Raw genomic sequence first — 17,062 nt, forward strand, 5'->3', positions numbered from 1 at the left:
ATTTCTGTCTTCATTAAACAAATGCTGCTAAGTATATAGCACTCAATATATAACGCTAGGCATGACCAATATCGCTGCTTAAATAGTCAAAATTAACGCCAATCTTATCGGCAGCGATTTGCCAACGCTCTTCAAATGGCGTATCAAACAATAAGTTTAAATCAGCAGGGCAGACGAGCCAGTCGCCGTTATTGAGCTCTTGATCGAGCTGTTTTTTACCCCAGCTGGCATGACCTAAGCAGAGCTGATAATGCCCAACCCCTTGACCGGCGGCGATACGCTTTAGGATATCTTGACTGGTAGTAATACAGACGTTTTCTGATATCGCAAAAGAAGAGGCCCATTCCGGCTGACCGGTATGTAGGACAAAGCCAATTTCTGGATACATAGGACCACCTTCTAGCGCCACATCTTCCATCACTTGCGGATCGGTTACTTCAATGTCTAAATCCTCTAGCAGTTTGCCAACGCGCGACTGCTCTAATGGGCGATTGACCATCAGACCGAGCGCCCCATGTTTGTCATGACGACAAATATAAATCAGCGCCTGCTCAAACCGTGGGTCTGACAGCTCGGGCGCCGCGATTAAGAAATGATGGGTCAAATTGGCTTTAGACATAGCAAAAAACGCAACCTAATATGAATGGTAAAATAACAGAGATGAGATACCACTATATGGCGATACTGAGCAAAAAATCAACCAAAGCAAATATTTAGCGCTTATTCGACGTTAATGGTGCACCGTAAATCTTTATTTAACATCGGTCAATAAGCTACGCGCATGGTCACGGGTGACATCAGTAATAGTTACACCGCCCGACATGCGTGCTAGCTCGTCGACTTGCGCGCTATCGGTTAAGATTAATAGCTCGCTTTCGGTTTGCTCATCATGATGTTTTTGTACCAATATATGCTGATGGGCTTGCGCCGCAACTTGTGCCTGGTGGGTAATGGCTAATAGCTGCTGCGTCTGCCCAAGCGCACGCAGCAGCTCTCCGACCACTTGCGCCGTGCCACCACTAATACCCACATCGACTTCATCAAATACCAGCATTGGCTTGGCGGCATTATTATCAGCATTGGTCGCTTGCAATACTTGCATCACCAGTGCCATCCGCGACAGCTCACCGCCCGAAGCAATCTTATGTAGTGGTTGCATGGGCATACCGACGTTGGCGCTAAATAACAAATCAATATCATAGCAACCTTGCGCACTATACTGGCTAGGTTCGGATTTTTTGGTAAAGACAAACTCGCAGCGCGCATTGGGCAAGGCAAGTGGCTGTAATTGCTTTATAAGTTGTTTGCTAACAGTCGGCGCAGCTTTTGAGCGCTCTTTATTTAACTCAGTTGCAAGCGTGAGATAGTCCTGCCATGCTTGCTCAATTTGCGCTGCCATCGCATCACTGCTGGGCTCGTTTTCTAGTTGTTCTAGTTGTGCTTCCCAACCTTTTGCCTCATCGATTAAATCATTCGCTGGTAAGCTATGCTTACGTGACAAACGATGTCCGAGAGTTATTAGGCTGTCGAGTGTTTGCAGCCGTTCAGGGTCAGGTAGCTGTTGCTCAGCATAATCCGATAGTAATCCAGTCACTTCAGTGATTTGCTGCTGAGCTAAATGCAGCTGTTCGGAAGCCTGCTCGAAGGTTTGACTGACGCCCATTTGGTTATCACAAAGCTTAATCGCTTGCCCGAGCAAGGTCATGACGTCAGGTTCATCAGTATCATTGTCGAGCAGATGCAAGCCATGGCTGGCCTCTTGCATTAATGCTTCAATATTAGACAGCTCTTCGTGCTCTGCTTCAACTTCTGCATAATCCACAGCCAATAAAGGTGCAATGTCAGCAAGTTGGCTTTGCAACAGTTGCATACGGTCTTGGCGCTGGGCTTCGCGGCTTGCAATATCATCAGCACGGCGTTTAAGCTGCTGATAAGCTTGATAGCTGCTGGCCGTTTGTGCCGCCAGTGGCGTGATTTGTGCCATCTCGTCTAGCCATTGCACCACAAACTGCGGCTTAAGTAATGCCTGCTGGGCATGTTGACTATGGATATTAACCAGTAAGGCACCGAGACTTTTTAGCTCAGCCAAACTGACTGGCGTGCCATTTAACCACGCTTTTGAGCGCCCTGTATTACTAAGCTGGCGACGGATCAATACTTCAGGTTCTTCTAAAGGTCGTTCATTTTTGGCAAACCATTCCGCCACGACATCATTATTTTCTACATCAAACTGAGCATAAATATCGGCGTGCACAGCCCCATGTCTGACCATCGCACTGTCAGCGCGCTCGCCTGCACATAGCGATAGCGCATCCAATAATAATGACTTGCCAGCACCCGTCTCACCGGTGATGACATTGAAGCCTTCAGCCACGCTCAGCTCATGCTGAGCAATCAATGCAAACTGATGTAAAGTTAATGATACGAGCATCAACGCCTCTCATGGCAGACAATGAACTTCAACAATTATGCTGATAAGTCATGTCTAAAATAGGTAAATAAGGAAATAAATGGCTTTGGTTAATGGTACTAATGAGATAAAGGAAATTGGTAAATATTATGGTGGCAAAAGATAGTAAATACAAATTTTAAAGGTAATCAAAGTTGGTCGTTCATTTAACAATAAGCGCAACATTCCTCGTCGCTGTAACAAACTTTATAGATATAATGTGGTAGCATAATCTCACATAATGATAAACTCTTACCACCAGATTTTCATAAGATCTGTGCTACAGGGTTGGTCTTATAGATAACGAAATATAGCATTAGTCGTTAAAAAGAGATTGTTTAACTGTCATTTAGGCAGTGAATTAATCTCTAGTTTTTCAATTCGATTTTTCAATTTGGTTTTTTAGTTTGGCAATAATTATTTGATAAGGAAGCCACTATGACAGCGGCGCAATTTACCAATGTAACAGTCAATGCTCAAGCCACGATATCCTATGATGGTCGTTGCTCAAGCCATACCATTATGTTTGAGGACGGTCGCCATAAAACGTTAGGGGTTATTTTACCTTGCGATAATTTGGTCGAACATTATCACTTTAGCACCAATACCTCCGAACGCATCGAAATCATCAGCGGTGAGTGCGAGGTTAAAATAAATGGCGAAGAAGAATTCAGCTACTACCGTGCAGGACAATCGTTCGTGGTCGAAGGCAATAGTGGCTTTAACTTACGCACGGAAGAAATCGTACAGTATATCTGTCATTTAGAAGGCTGATACGCCTCAAGGTGTCGTTAGATGATTGATGACGCCAAAAAGCCAATGATTCAAAAGAAATAAATCTTGTGATAGGGTTTATTTCTTTTTTTTGGTGAGTTTTTTAATAATAATATTTCTTTTAGCCGTTGATTAGTTGCTACAATTATCGCTATATTTTTTTCTTTATCGCCGCGCGCGATATCCACTTTATAATCAGTAGGCCTATTATGGCAAAACCCAGCTATTTCTATGGTATTCACGCGATTGATGCCTTACTCGAACACCGTCCTCTCGATGGATTAAGCTTATTTGTCCAGCAAGGGCGTGAGACTGACAGCAACGTGCAAGCGATTATGGCGCAAGCACGTGATAATGGCATTAGTATCCAACCGACGCAAAAAGACAAACTTACTCAATTGTGTGGCAGTCCGCAGCACCAAGGCGTGGTACTTAATGCTCGTCCTTTAGGTTTCGCTGATGAAGGTTTACTAGATACTCTTGCAGAACGTGAGGATTGTTTGCTACTGGTACTAGACCAAATCACCGATGCGCATAACTTTGGTGCATGTTTACGTACTGCGGTGGCAATGGGCGTTGATGCGGTTATTTGTCCAAAACACCATGCGGCAAGCTTGACGCCAACCGTTGCTAAAGTATCGGTAGGGGCAGCAGAAATGATGCCTATCGTCAGTGTGACCAATTTGGCCCGTACGCTAACTAAGATTAAAAACGCTGGTGTGTTTGTCTTTGGTACGGCTTTAAATGCAGATGCCAAACCGATACATGCGGCCGATTTGACGGGCAAAACTGCTATTATTATGGGGTCAGAGGGCGAGGGTATGCGTCGCCTGACAACAGAAAGCTGTGATGAGCTGGTTTATATTCCGATGTCAGGCAACGAGCATGGTAACTTACAAAGTTTAAATGTCAGTGTTGCTACCGGTATGGCGTTATACGAGATTAATCGACAGCGAACTTTAGCTGCTGGGCAAACGTAAGATAGTCTTGGTGTAAGGGCTCAAGCTGTATATATAGCGCCGCAAGATCGCTGTCATTGAGTACCACATCATCTGCATGACGATTACGCTCTTCGCGGCTCAGCTGATTGACCATAATGGCTTTAATCTTCTGCACGCTTTGCTCATCACGCTGACTGGCACGCGCAAGTTGGGTGTCCTCAGTGGCATCCATGACCAAAATACGGTGGCATAAATTGGCCAGCCCCGCTTCTGCGGCTTCAATGAGCAGGGGCGCTGATAGCACCACGTACGGTGACGTACTGGCTGCTAGTTGCAGTTTTGCGGCTTCACGTATCGCTGGATGGGTTATGGCCTCAAGCTCAATCAAGGCTTCAGGATGGGTAAAGACATGGGTGCGCACAGCGGCACGATCCATTTCACCATCGGCATTCAACACCCAATCGCCAAATTTTCTTTTAATTTTGCGTAAAGTGGCGCTACCCTTAGCGACCACTTCATGAGCAATCACATCCGCATCAATAATATCAATCCCTTGCTGAGCAAACCACTCACTCGCAGCCGACTTGCCACTGCCGATACCACCCGTCAAACCGACGACCAACGTCTTGCTTTTGGCTTGATGAGGTTGGGGTTGATAGGAATAAGATGAAGCATAGTTTGACATAATGATGACTTATTTAACTGATAGAAGAGGAATAACTGTAATAGACCAATGACATATTCTAGCAGGTTAAAGACCCTCTTTTGAGAAATTGCTGGTCTACTTGCATGAGTATAGAAGGTTAAGTATACATCCCCAGGTACCAATTGACGATGTCTGAGCCGTATAGTAAAGCGATGATACCAGCGATAGCGATGTAGGGACCAAAGGCAAAAGGACGACTTTCCCCCTCTTTTTTCATCAGAATGAGTCCAACGATTGAACCAAGCAGTGATGACAGTAGAATAATTAACGGCAACATCATAGGGCCAAGCCAAGCACCTAACACTGCCAGTAATTTAAAGTCACCTTGCCCCATGCCATGTTTCTTAGTGATGAGATAAAATACTTTTACTACGATCCACAAGGATAAAAACCCGAGTAATAGTCCCCAAATGGACTGAGTGGGTGACACAAACCAGCCTTGCGAGTTTACGGCTAATCCTAATCCTGCTAATGGAAAAGTGAAGCGATCAGGTAGTAGCTGCGTATCAAAATCGATACCCGTTAATGCAACCAGTGTCCATACTAGAATCAGTGCAGATAATCCAGCTGCGCTGACGCCAAACTGATAGATAACCGCTATAGATAGCAGGGCTGTCACTAGCTCAACGAGAGGGTAACGTAGTCCGATAGGGGCGTTACAGTTCGAGCAGCGTCCACGTAACGCAAGCCAACTTATTAAAGGGATATTCTCATACCATTTTATTTTATGGGCACAATGAGGACAGCGTGAGGCAGGTTTGCTTAATGTAATAGGGGTATCAGTGGCGACAATATTCGCTAGTGGTAGCGTGTGTTCACTCGGCATGTCTGCTTGCTCAGCCATAAACTGGCTACACTCTTGTCGCCAAGCCGCCACCATCATAAGCGGCGTACGATGAATGACGACATTTAAAAAACTGCCGACACAAAGACCGAGTAGACCAAATACGACTAAAGAAAGTGCCATGTTTTCTTGTAATAACTGTATAAATTGCATCAAGTCGTTGTCCTTGCAGTGGCTTTTAGCCTACCACTGAGCCCATTTGGAAGATTGGTAAGTACATGGCAATCACTAAGCCACCGACTAGTACGCCTAGCACTGCCATAATCAATGGTTCCATTAAGCTGGTCAAACCATCAACGGCGTTATCGACTTCATTTTCGTAATAGACAGCGACCTTATCAAGCATCTCTTCTAAGCTACCCGACTCTTCACCAATACCGACCATTTGAATCGCCATACTTGGGAATAGATTGGTTGAACGTATTGAAAACTGCAATTGCTGACCGGTTGAGACATCATTTTTGATTTGCTGAATGGCATTATAAAATACCACGTTATTTGCTGCCCCAGCAGTAGAGTCTAAGGCGTCAATAAGTGGTACACCAGCAGCAAAAGTGGTTGATAGCGTGCGCGCAAAACGGGCGATAACAGCTTGATAAGCAATATTGCCAAATATTGGCGCTTTTAAAACTGCACGGTCTAAGAAATCACGAAATTTCTTCGAGCGCTTTTTGGCTTCTGAAAAACCAATGATGGCACCACCAATAACAACAATTAAAATAAACCACCATGCCTGCATCCATTCAGACATACCTACTACCATTTGAGTAAAAGCGGGTAACTCGGCACCGAAAGAGCTGAACAAATCAGCAAATACGGGAACGACTTTAACTAATAGGATAATAGTAACGATAATAGCCACGACAACAACCGCAATCGGATATTTCATCGCCTTTTTAATTTTGGCTTTTAAAAGCTCGCTTTTCTCTTTATAGGTCGCAACACGTTCTAGCATGGTCTCAAGTGCGCCTGATTGCTCGCCAGAATCGACGAGTGAGCAAAAGAGATCATCGAAGTAACGAGGATGCTTGCGCAATGCCGAAGCAAAAGTACCGCCTGCTTCAATATCGGCTTTTATTTGCAACACCAAGTCCTTCATACTCGGATTATCCAATGAATCGGCAACAATCTCAAAAGACTGGGTCAGTGGCACACCTGCTTTCATCATGGTTGCCAATTGACGCGCAAAAATAGCAATATCAATTGGTTTGATAGACTTTTTAAAAGTATAGAGTGGCTTTGGTTTTTTCTTGATACCTTTAACGGTGATGCCTTGTTTGCGTAGAGTAGCTTTTGCCAGCTCCAAGCTGCGACTGGTGGTTTCGCCCTTTATTTTTTGTCCACGCCGGTTTACCCCATCATAGACAAAGTCTAACAGCATGTCGGTTTTAGCTTTTGCCATGTTACTACCCTCAAAAATTGTCTAATAGAGATATTACAAAGCTATAAAAGATACCTGATGCGCACTTTAAAAGTGGCATACTTTATTTTATCGTAAAAAGCCAGTATATATCTGTTTTATATTTAAGTACATCTGTTAGGCAATATTGCTGGTTTACAAAAACTCATGCTTGAAATTACAAATAATAGCGCTTTTATTTTTAACGATAGTTATTCAGAGGTCACGCGCATCATCTCTTGAATACTGGTCACCCCTTGTAATACTTTTAAAATGCCAGAGCGACGTAAGTCTCTAAAGCCATTTTTTAGCGCCGCATCTTTAATATCTATCGCATTGCCATCTTCCATGATAATGCGTGAGATGTCAGGACTGACTTTCATCACTTCATAAATACCGACACGCCCTTTATAACCTTCACGGCATTCATTACAGCCAACAGGTTCATAGATGATATTATCTGGATTGTCTAAGTCAGCATCGTTAAAGCCCAGTTCAAGCAAGCTTTGGCGGGGGATATTAATGGGCTTTTTACAGTTTTTACATAAACGGCGTGCCAACCTCTGGGCAATCACCAAGTTTACTGACGTTGCGATGTTGAATGAGGCAACACCCATATTGCGTAAGCGCGTTAAGGTCTCGGGCGCGGAGTTCGTATGCAGAGTCGAGAGAACCATATGTCCCGTTTGTGCCGCTTTAATCGCAATCTCAGCGGTTTCAAGGTCACGAATCTCACCGACCATGACGATATCAGGATCTTGACGTAAGAATGATTTAAGGGCATTGGCAAAGGTTAAACCCACCTTCGGGTTGACATTGACCTGATTGATACCTTCAAGGTTAATCTCGACTGGATCTTCGGCAGTCGAAATATTGGTTTCGCCAGTATTTAGAATATTAATACCAGTATAGAGAGAGACAGTTTTACCAGAGCCAGTGGGACCGGTAATAAGAAGCATGCCTTGTGGCTTATGTAAGGCTTCTAAAAACATCTCTTTTTGGTCAGGCTCATAACCCAATGCTTCAATACCAAGCATGGCCGATGAGGGATCCAAGATACGTAAAACAAGTTTTTCGCCGAATAAGGTAGGTAAGGAGTTTACCCGGAAGTCGATGGCTTTATCTTTAGAAATCTTAAGCTTGATACGGCCATCTTGCGGTATACGGCGCTCGGATATATCCATTTGCGACATCACTTTTAAGCGTGCCGCAATTTTACTGGCAAGCTGTACGGGTGGGTTGGCCATTTTTTGCATTACACCATCGACACGGAAACGCACGCGAAAGGTTTTCTCGTAGGGTTCAAAATGTAGGTCTGAGGCGCCCATACGAATGGCATCGACCAACATTTTATTGACAAACTTTACAACTGGCGCTTCATCGACACCGTCACTAAGCTTGGTTTCACCTTCGTCTTCTTCGCTTTCATCAAATCCAATATTTAAATCGTTATCAGAAAAGCTATCAAAACTTTGCATGGTATCAGCGTAAAGGTTTTCAATACGTCTTTTTAGCTTGTCTTCTTCAACGACGACGGTTTCAATAGATAGGCGTGAGTTAAAGGCAATGGCGTCGATGGCATCAATACGGGTCGGGTCGCTCAATGCCACAAATAAACGCTGCCCACGCTTAAACAGCGGTAATGCATTAAACTTGCGCACGATTTTTTCATCGACCAAGTCTTTTGGGATGACGTCTGAGCTGAGCGCATCAAGATCAAATAAAGGATCGCCAAAAGCTTGTGACAACATTTGTGCCAATTGATAGGCATTGGCAAGCTTGTGCTCGACCAAATAAGGCACTAACCCTACTTGCTGCTGTTGTGATTCCGTTTGCGCGGTTTTCATATGCGCTTCGCTCACAATACCTTCGCTAATTAACTGCTGTGCTAAGCCGCCGTATTTACTGGCTGTAATAGACATTATCACCTCTCTTTACTTGATACCAAATAGGCTGTATTTTTTAAACTGAATTTTATCGGAACCGCATAAACATCTATCTATATGATTGATAGCCAACGAGCGACCATAACTTATATAGTTATGTATAATTAACCGGTTCGAATAAGTTATGTCGAATTTGTGGTAATAATTTATAGTCAGTCATATAGATGATTGATTGTCTTGGTTTTAGTTTCTATGAATAGAATGATATAGGAATTTCTTAGAGTTAAAAGACTTTATATAGCGTATAAGACTGTTCATCTGCAAAAAATGTCGTTTTGACAAAAATAATATGCAAAATCAGTTCCAATTCTGAATGCATCATACTCTAGCAACGGACTATAGCACTTGGGAAATATTTGTTATACTTGCGCGAATATGAGCCATATTGGCAGCAATAGATAAGACAAGGTATATAAGTATGCAAGCTTGGGTAATTGGAAATTGGAAGCAGAATCCAGCAACGAGCCATGACGTCAATGCGCTACTAGACGACCTATTAACTGCCGTTAGCACCAAAGAGCAGTCTGATATCGCTGGTTGTCAATTGATGGTCGCACCAAGTTTTATTCATTTAACGGCTGTCAGTGAGCGTCTAAAGGGCAGTTCAATACTTAGCGCCGCCCAAGACATTGGTGCTCATAGTGCAAGCACAGGCGCTTATACCGGCGATTGCTCAGCGCAGCAAATTGCAGATGCTGGCGCAACATGGACGATATTGGGTCACTCTGAGCGCCGCCAGTATCATCAAGAATCTCATGACTGCTTATTAAGCAAAATGACTCATGCGCTTACGCAAAACCTAGGCGTGGTATTTTGTATTGGCGAAACCCAAGCGCAGTACGATGCGAAAAAAACGCTTGCAGTCATTGATGAGCAATTATCTGTTATTAAGGACTTACTTGCGCAAAAACCCGAACTTATTGCAGGTTTATCAGAGCGTTTAATCGTCGCCTATGAGCCAGTTTGGGCGATTGGTACTGGCAAAGTACCAACCGTGGCAGAGGTGAGTGCGACGCATCAGCATATTAAGCAAACGCTTGCCAGCTTTAATGATGCATTAGAAAACATGACTGTTTTATATGGTGGTAGCGTCAATGCCGACAACGCCGATAGCTTTGCCGCCGATAGCATGATTGATGGCGCATTGGTTGGCGGCGCATCATTAAAAGCAGAAAGCTTTTTAGCCGTTGTTCAGGCCTTTAGCCGCGCTATGGCTTAATAAAATCAAATAAAATAGCCGTTTAATAAATACCAAAAGGCTACTTTATTCAAAAAATGTCTTTAGCAGTTGGTAAAAGTGGCTTTAACAGTGCCCTTGCAATCGTGTACAATGCGCCTTATTTATATAATCGCTTTGTTTATATAACTGGTTTGGCGTTATTAACGCTATTAGATGTTAATCGTTATTAAACACCACTCGTTTTCATTATTAATCCCTACGATTTATTTTTCGTTATCAGTCGTCATTACGCGGCAAAAGAGGCCACCATGTTTACGTTTATATTAGCCCTGCACATTATCGTGGCGATTGCCATGATTGGCTTGATTTTGATACAGCATGGTAAAGGGGCAGACGCAGGGGCTTCTTTTGGTGCTGGCTCTTCAGGTACGGTATTCGGCGCTGCAGGAACTGCCAACTTTTTAACACGTGCGACAGCAGTCTTGACTGCCATCTTTTTTATCACCAGTATGACGCTTGCCGTACATGCTCGTAAACAAGCAGAAGATCAATTCCGTTTAGATGCACCAGTTTCAGCACCACAAACGCCACGCCCTTTGACACAAAATCCTCAGTAGCTGTTTTCAGTAGTTATTTATCGTTCATAATTAATATTTTTAATAACGGTTAATAGCTACCTATTAATAGATGACAGAGAAAAGCGCTTTGATTGAATGACTTTTGTTACAGGCAGTACTTGCTATTTTAAGCGCTTAGTCTTACAATGCTTCTCTGTTTTTAGCAGTCTTTAACCTTCAATGCCTTCCTTAAGCATCCGTTATAATGGGTTGAAACTGAATAAACAGCGTAGTGAGAAAGATGCGATTGTGGTGGAATTGGTAGACACGCCATCTTGAGGGGGTGGTGGCGAAAGCTGTGGGGGTTCAAGTCCCCCCAATCGCACCAAGCTTTATCTGTACGATGTTTTACTTGAACGGTATAAGATTGGAATTATCGTCGGCAATACTTAATTTAGGATTTATTTAAAATAAGTATTGACACTTCTATAAAACCTCCCTATAATACGCGTTCTAGATTGATGCGGGGTGGAGCAGTCTGGTAGCTCGTCGGGCTCATAACCCGAAGGTCGTTGGTTCAAATCCAGCCCCCGCTACCACTTTTTATACTGATGTTTTGTACACTAAATTTGTCAGTAACGATTAGCCCACCATTATGTTTGTGGGTTTTTTTGTATCTGATGGTCGGTGTTATCGCGATATCTATCCTACTTATGCTAAGCTCTATTTCTATAGAGTACGATGCTACTCGTTACTAACCATCATCTGCCGCGACCGGCGCGATGCTTGGTAAGCATACTATCCTTTATTCCTCACACTTTTATCGATAGTTCTGCTTTATAAATAATAAAAGCATTGTCTGGTTGAGCTTGATGTTTTTTATGCTCATCCTTATATAAAAGCACGAGTCTGAAACGTGTAACATATATAGTTACGTTTTAAGAATAGAATAAACATTATGGCTTAAGTAATATTCTTGTCCATTAAAACAGTGATTAACAAATTTTGAACTTATAATTTTGAACTTACAAAGGTTCGATGCATAAAATTAAAAACACTTACCTCGAGAAGTGAATAGGAAAAGATAAATAGATTATGAAGCTTTCGACAAAAGTTACAGAACTGACCAATATTATTGCTCCTGCTGTCGCTGCTTGCGATGTTGGACTATGGGGTATTGAATTTGCGCCACAGGGTAATCGCTCTTTGTTACGCATTTATATTGAGGCATTGCCAGAAGATCAAGCCCAAGATAAGCAAGTAACGATTGAGAACTGTGCCGCAGTGAATCATCAAGTGAGCGGTATTCTTGAGGTCCATGATCCGATTGCTGGCGAGTTTATTTTAGAAGTATCGTCACCGGGTTTTGACCGTGCGTTCTTCTCTGATGAGCAAATGCATGGTTATGTGGGTCAAACAGTTAGCTTACGTTTGATACAAGCGATTGGTGAAGGCGATAAAAAACGCCGCAAAGCAACCGGTACTTTAGACAGTATCGATGCGACCACGTTAAAACTGACTGCTACCGATGGCGAGCAGTTTGAGATTGCGTTAAGTAATATTGATAAAGCCAACCTAATTTATGAAGATGCTTAATTTTAAAGATGGTTTTAAGAAAATGCATTGTTCTAAACTAATTTTAAAACAGCTTTTCTTAAAATAGCTTTCTTATAAGTCGGTATTTTAATTTCCAAACAGCTTATGGCTGACGGTGAAAATATAACGTCAACACACTAACGATAAAGTTTAAGTCAATTATAAAACGATAGGACAGGTATAGCATGAGTCGTGAAATCTTAACGGTAGTAGAAACTGTCAGTAATGAAAAGGGCTTAAATCCTGAAGATATCTTTGAAGCAATCGAAGATGCTTTGGTGGTATCCACTAAGAAAAAAGTATATACCGATCAGCCGGAAGTAGAAGTGCGGGTTTCAATCGACCGCGCAACCGGCGATTACGATACTTATCGTTACTGGACAGTGGTTGCAGATGAAGACCATGAGATGCCTGCTTGTCAGTTGGCGATTACCGATCTTGACCAAGATGAATGGTCAATTGGTGATATCAAAGAAGAGCAGATCGAATCGATTGAATTTGGTCGTATTGCTGCCACTCAAGCCAAACAAGTCATCATCCAAAAAATTCGTGAAGCGGAACGCAATTTAGTAGCTGATGCGTTTGATCCGCGTGTTGGTGAGATGATGTATGGCGAAGTCAAAAAACAGACTCGCGATGGTTACATTATTGATTTAGGTGACAACGCTGAAGGCTATTTATCACGTGACCAGATGTTGCCACGTGAGCAATTACGTGCAAAATCGCGTATCAATGCCATTTTATATCATGTCAACCGTGAAAATCGCGGTGCCCAGTTATTGTTGTCACGTACCCATCCTGAAATGCTCTCAGCATTAATGCAAAAAGAAGTGCCTGAGATTGCAGAACAAATTATTGAAATTCGTAACGTCGCTCGCTTGCCGGGTACGCGTGCTAAAATAGCCGTGAAGACCAACGACCATCGTATCGATCCAGTTGGCGCTTGTATCGGTATGCGCGGTACGCGTATCCAAGCGGTACAGCAAGAGCTTGATGGCGAGCGTATTGACGTGGTGGTGTGGTCAGATGATCCTGCCCAATTTATCATCAGCGCTTTAGAGCCAGCTGACGTTAGCAGTATTATTCTCGATGAAGATACTAAAACTGCGGATATTATCTTTAGCACCAATGATCAGTTGGCGCGCGCGATTGGCTCACAAGGTCAAAACGTACGCTTAGCCTCTGAGCTAACAGGCTATAAGCTAAACATGATGCTAGAAGAAGAATATCAGCAGCGTCAAGCAAACGAATCGAAAGCCTTTATTGAATTATTCTATGAGCGTTTAGAAGTCGATAAAGACTTAGCACAAGCGCTTGTCGATATCGGTTTTACCAGTATTGAAGAAGTCGCTTATGTACCTGTCGAAACTTTCTATGATATTGAAGGGTTAGACGACGAAGCGATTGACATGATTCAAGAGCGTGCGAAAGAAGTTGTCATCGCTGATGAATTGGTCAAACAACAGAACATGAAAGAGCCAAGTCAAGAGCTACAAGATCTTGAAGGAATGACGGTCAGTTGGGCTTATAAAATGGCACAAAAAGACATCATTACCGTAGATGACTTGGCAGAACAAGCCGTCTTCGATTTAGAAGACATCGAAGGTTTAGACTCTGAAACCGCAGGAAAACTCATCATGAAAGCTCGGGAATCTTGGTTCAATGAATAAGCGGTAACTGCATATCGCTGTCTTTTAGTGATATGCTATCGATAATAAGGGCTGGTGCGACGTAATATAGTCAAATGCAACACAAACCAGCCTTAACCCAATCATTTGTAGCCAACAACTGAATTGAACATATAGCAAATAATAGACAGTAGGTGATAATAAATGGCAGATAAGACCGTCAAAGAACTGGCAGATATGGTAGGCAAAACCGCAAGTGCTGTACAACAGCAACTGGTAGACGCTGGACTGCCTGCACGCGCAGAAGGTGACATAGTCACCGAGCTTGAGCAGGAAAAGTTGGTGACGTATTTAAAGCAAAGTCATGGTCAGGAAGAAAAGCGTCGTATTAGTCTCAAATCTAAAACGACTAGCACTGCGCGCGTGACTGGCTCTTCAGGTAAATCTAAGAGCGTCAATGTGGAAGTGCGTAAAAAGAAAGTATTTGAGAAGCCTGATCCAGAGAAAATGGCTGAAGAGTTGGCTGCTCGAGAGCAAGCAATGATTGAGGCACAAGAGCGTGCTGCCAAAGATGCTGAAGAACGTGCGGCTACTAAGAAAAAATCTGAAGAGCGCCAAGCAGCTACTTTAGCGGCAATGCGTGCAAGCCTCGGCTCTAGCAAAAAGTCTAGTGACAAGAACGATGATATCTCAACGTCAGTGGTTGTAAAAAAAGGTGGTAAAGCGGCAGTAGAAGTTAAGCCAAAAGACCAACCAAAGAAAAAAGTTGCAGCGACGAAGCCAAAAGTTGAAACGGCGATTGAGCGTAAAGCTCGCGAAGCCCGTGAAAAAGAAGAAACCCGTCTACGCGAAATCGAAACTGAAACACGCCGCGCGCAAGCGGAAGAAGCACAAAAACGTACGCTTGAGCAAATGCGCAAAATGGCTGGTAAATATACCGATCAGCCTGCTACTGAAGTTCGTAAAGATGAACCATTGGCCGAAGGTTTGGTCGGTGACGCGCTAGAAGAGTCATTTGAAAAAGAACGTCGTGAAATCAAACGCGGTACTAGTACTACTAGTGCTCGTGGCGGCCGTGGTCGTCGTAAGAATCAAGACGAGCGTGAAATTAAAAACCGCAAAAACGGTTTACGTTCAACGCAAGCTTCACAGCATAAGTTTGAAAAGCCGCTTGACAAAATTATTTATGATGTCGAAATTAGCGAACATATTACTGTTTCTGATTTGGCACAGCGTATGGCGGTTAAAGCTCGTGAAGTGACCAAATTGCTCATGAAAATGGGTGAAATTGCACGCGAATCAGACACCATTGATCAAGCAACAGCCAGTCTTATCGTTGAAGAGATGGGTCATAACCCTGTACCGGTTAGTGATACGAAAGTTGAAGACGATCTGCAAGATGCGGTTGATGAGCGCAGCAGTAACGTGCAAACGCGTCCACCAGTCGTGACTATCATGGGTCACGTTGACCATGGTAAAACCTCATTACTCGATAAAATCCGTGCAACTAAGGTTGCCACTGGCGAAGCCGGCGGTATTACCCAGCATATCGGTGCTTATCACGTGAAAACTGATCGCGGCGTCATTACTTTCCTTGACACCCCAGGTCACGCAGCCTTTAGTGCCATGCGTTCACGTGGTGCACAGGCGACGGATATCGTCGTAATCGTTGTCGCTGCTGATGATGGCATGATGCCACAAACCGAAGAAGCGATTGATCATGCACGCGCTGCTGGTACACCTATCATTGTTGCTATCAACAAAATGGATAAGCCAAGCGCCGATCCTGATCGTGTCCTTAATGAGTTAACTGCTAAACAAGTAGTCTCAGAAGAGTGGGGCGGCGATACTCCAATGGCTCGTATCTCAGCCAAAACAGGCGATGGTATTGACGAGCTACTAGAACTTATTAGCCTACAAGCTGAACTGATGGAGCTAGAAGCGCCATTAGATGGTGCTGCTCAAGGTGTGGTTATTGAGTCAAGACTTGAAAAAGGTCGCGGTCCAGTTGTTAGTGTCCTAGTTAAAAAAGGTACCTTGAAACAAGGCGACTTAGTATTAGCAGGCGAGCATTACGGTAAAGTTCGTGCGATGACCGATGAACATGGCAAGCGCATTCAGTCAGCAGGTCCGTCTATCCCTGTAGAGATTTTAGGTTTACCTGAAACACCAGCTGCAGGTAGCGAATTCTTAGTCTTAACTGACGAGAAAAAAGCCCGTGAAGTTGCTGACTTTAGAAGCAATCGTGAGCGTGAGCGTCAACTAGAACGTCAGAACGCCATGCGTCTAGAGAGCATGTTCGATCAGATGGAACAAGGCGATGTATCATTCTTAAATATCGTCTTAAAAACTGATGTTCGCGGTTCGCTTGAAGCCCTACTTGCTGCACTAAATGAGCTATCTACTGATGAAGTTAAAGTGCGAGTCATTAGCTCAGGCGTTGGTCCTATCTCTGAGTCTGACGTTACTTTAGCTGAATCTAGCGAAGCGGTATTATTAGGCTTCAACGTCCGTGCAGATGCAACCGCACGCCGTAAAGCAGATACTGCTAATATGGATATTCGCTACTACAGCGTTATCTATGGCTTGATTGATGATGTCAAAGCTGCCATGAGTGGTATGCTGGCGCCTGAACATCGTGAGAAAATTTTGGGTGTTGCAGACGTTCGTGAAGTATTCCGCTCTAGCAAATTTGGCGCAGCAGCAGGTTGTATGGTTGTTGAAGGTACGATTTATCGTAACAAACCTATCCGCGTCTTGCGTGATGACCAAGTTATCTTTACTGGTCAGTTGCAATCATTACGTCGTTATAAAGAAGACGTCAATGAAGTACGTACTGGTATGGAATGTGGTCTAGCGGTTCGTGGTTATGATGTCGAAGCTGGCGATAAAATCGAAGTCTTTGAAATCCAAGAGTTCGCACGTACTATCTAAAGTAGCTGCTTGATAATTCTTAATATTCAGCTGTACTTAGGCCTAACAGGTACACCCTGCTAGGCCTTTTTTAGCAAATAGAAGTCCTAAAATTTGTTAATTAAAAAC

Annotated in this window: 13 protein-coding genes and 2 tRNA genes; 9 read left to right on the forward strand and 6 right to left on the reverse strand. The window is 43.5% G+C overall.

The annotated features are described in order from the left end of the window. Positions 1 to 55: 55 nt before the first annotated feature. Together JMW39_RS07145 and recN are read right to left on the reverse strand one after the other, a co-directional pair. A complete protein-coding gene (locus tag JMW39_RS07145; RefSeq protein ID WP_201545167.1) occupies positions 56 to 619 on the reverse strand; it encodes a YqgE/AlgH family protein in 564 nt (187 codons plus the stop codon). Between the two features lie 132 nt (positions 620 to 751). Then, positions 752 to 2,431: a DNA repair protein RecN gene (recN, locus tag JMW39_RS07150; protein WP_201545168.1), complete on the reverse strand. Its 1,680-nt coding sequence runs from the start codon at positions 2,429 to 2,431 to the stop codon at positions 752 to 754. 456 nt (positions 2,432 to 2,887) lie between these two features. Here recN and JMW39_RS07155 point away from each other — a divergent pair, with 456 nt between their 5' ends. Beyond that, positions 2,888 to 3,223, forward strand: a complete 336-nt coding sequence (locus JMW39_RS07155) for a pyrimidine/purine nucleoside phosphorylase (RefSeq protein WP_068407914.1) — start codon at positions 2,888 to 2,890, stop codon at positions 3,221 to 3,223. Between the two features lie 209 nt (positions 3,224 to 3,432). Beyond that, positions 3,433 to 4,203, forward strand: a complete 771-nt coding sequence (rlmB, locus tag JMW39_RS07160; protein WP_201545171.1) for a 23S rRNA (guanosine(2251)-2'-O)-methyltransferase RlmB — start codon at positions 3,433 to 3,435, stop codon at positions 4,201 to 4,203. On the opposite strand, the gene coaE is transcribed toward rlmB, so the two are convergent. From coaE to pilB, 4 genes are all read right to left on the reverse strand, one after another. After that, positions 4,166 to 4,849, reverse strand: coding sequence for a dephospho-CoA kinase (coaE, locus tag JMW39_RS07165; protein WP_201545173.1), 684 nt, complete (start codon positions 4,847 to 4,849; stop codon positions 4,166 to 4,168). The two genes, rlmB and coaE, sit on opposite strands and share 38 nt — an antisense overlap. Before the next feature lie 118 nt (positions 4,850 to 4,967). Then, complete coding sequence (locus JMW39_RS07170) at positions 4,968 to 5,867, reverse strand: prepilin peptidase (RefSeq protein WP_201545722.1); 900 nt, start codon at positions 5,865 to 5,867, stop codon at positions 4,968 to 4,970. Positions 5,868 to 5,892: 25 nt separating this feature from the next. After that, positions 5,893 to 7,116, reverse strand: coding sequence for a type II secretion system F family protein (locus tag JMW39_RS07175; protein WP_149490338.1), 1,224 nt, complete (start codon positions 7,114 to 7,116; stop codon positions 5,893 to 5,895). A gap of 209 nt (positions 7,117 to 7,325) precedes the next feature. Beyond that, positions 7,326 to 9,035, reverse strand: a complete 1,710-nt coding sequence (gene pilB, locus JMW39_RS07180; RefSeq protein ID WP_201545176.1) for a type IV-A pilus assembly ATPase PilB — start codon at positions 9,033 to 9,035, stop codon at positions 7,326 to 7,328. Between the two features lie 442 nt (positions 9,036 to 9,477). On the opposite strand from pilB, the gene tpiA reads away from it, so the two are divergent. The 7 genes from tpiA to infB all read left to right on the forward strand — a co-directional run bounded on the left by tpiA (position 9,478) and on the right by infB (position 16,954). Next, positions 9,478 to 10,278, forward strand: a complete 801-nt coding sequence (gene tpiA, locus JMW39_RS07185) for a triose-phosphate isomerase (RefSeq protein ID WP_201545178.1) — start codon at positions 9,478 to 9,480, stop codon at positions 10,276 to 10,278. A 269-nt stretch (positions 10,279 to 10,547) separates the two neighbouring features. Beyond that, on the forward strand, positions 10,548 to 10,856 hold the full coding sequence (gene secG / locus JMW39_RS07190; RefSeq protein ID WP_011512446.1) for a preprotein translocase subunit SecG: 309 nt from the start codon (positions 10,548 to 10,550) through the stop codon (positions 10,854 to 10,856). Positions 10,857 to 11,099: 243 nt separating this feature from the next. Further along, a tRNA-Leu gene (locus JMW39_RS07195) sits at positions 11,100 to 11,184 on the forward strand. A gap of 134 nt (positions 11,185 to 11,318) precedes the next feature. After that, positions 11,319 to 11,395, forward strand: a tRNA-Met gene (locus tag JMW39_RS07200). Between the two features lie 496 nt (positions 11,396 to 11,891). After that, complete coding sequence (gene rimP / locus JMW39_RS07205; RefSeq protein WP_201545180.1) at positions 11,892 to 12,392, forward strand: ribosome maturation factor RimP; 501 nt, start codon at positions 11,892 to 11,894, stop codon at positions 12,390 to 12,392. A 185-nt stretch (positions 12,393 to 12,577) separates the two neighbouring features. Further along, positions 12,578 to 14,062, forward strand: a complete 1,485-nt coding sequence (nusA, locus tag JMW39_RS07210; protein ID WP_201545182.1) for a transcription termination factor NusA — start codon at positions 12,578 to 12,580, stop codon at positions 14,060 to 14,062. Between the two features lie 162 nt (positions 14,063 to 14,224). Next, positions 14,225 to 16,954 carry a translation initiation factor IF-2 gene (gene infB / locus JMW39_RS07215; RefSeq protein WP_201545184.1) on the forward strand — a complete coding sequence of 910 codons (2,730 nt, stop codon included), beginning with the start codon at positions 14,225 to 14,227 and terminating at the stop codon, positions 16,952 to 16,954. Positions 16,955 to 17,062: the final 108 nt, after the last annotated feature.

The sequence above is a fragment of the Psychrobacter immobilis genome (assembly GCF_904846175.1).
Classification (GTDB): Bacteria; Pseudomonadota; Gammaproteobacteria; order Pseudomonadales; family Moraxellaceae; genus Psychrobacter; species Psychrobacter immobilis_E.

Coding starts and splice junctions, on each gene's coding strand:
- JMW39_RS07145 (WP_201545167.1), bottom strand. CDS start 619: ATGTCTAAAGCCAATTTGACCCATCATTTCTTAATCGCGGCGCCCGAG.
- recN (WP_201545168.1), bottom strand. CDS start 2,431: ATGCTCGTATCATTAACTTTACATCAGTTTGCATTGATTGCTCAGCAT.
- JMW39_RS07155 (WP_068407914.1), top strand. CDS start 2,888: ATGACAGCGGCGCAATTTACCAATGTAACAGTCAATGCTCAAGCCACG.
- rlmB (WP_201545171.1), top strand. CDS start 3,433: ATGGCAAAACCCAGCTATTTCTATGGTATTCACGCGATTGATGCCTTA.
- coaE (WP_201545173.1), bottom strand. CDS start 4,849: ATGTCAAACTATGCTTCATCTTATTCCTATCAACCCCAACCTCATCAA.
- JMW39_RS07170 (WP_201545722.1), bottom strand. CDS start 5,867: ATGCAATTTATACAGTTATTACAAGAAAACATGGCACTTTCTTTAGTC.
- JMW39_RS07175 (WP_149490338.1), bottom strand. CDS start 7,116: ATGGCAAAAGCTAAAACCGACATGCTGTTAGACTTTGTCTATGATGGG.
- pilB (WP_201545176.1), bottom strand. CDS start 9,035: ATGTCTATTACAGCCAGTAAATACGGCGGCTTAGCACAGCAGTTAATT.
- tpiA (WP_201545178.1), top strand. CDS start 9,478: ATGCAAGCTTGGGTAATTGGAAATTGGAAGCAGAATCCAGCAACGAGC.
- secG (WP_011512446.1), top strand. CDS start 10,548: ATGTTTACGTTTATATTAGCCCTGCACATTATCGTGGCGATTGCCATG.
- rimP (WP_201545180.1), top strand. CDS start 11,892: ATGAAGCTTTCGACAAAAGTTACAGAACTGACCAATATTATTGCTCCT.
- nusA (WP_201545182.1), top strand. CDS start 12,578: ATGAGTCGTGAAATCTTAACGGTAGTAGAAACTGTCAGTAATGAAAAG.
- infB (WP_201545184.1), top strand. CDS start 14,225: ATGGCAGATAAGACCGTCAAAGAACTGGCAGATATGGTAGGCAAAACC.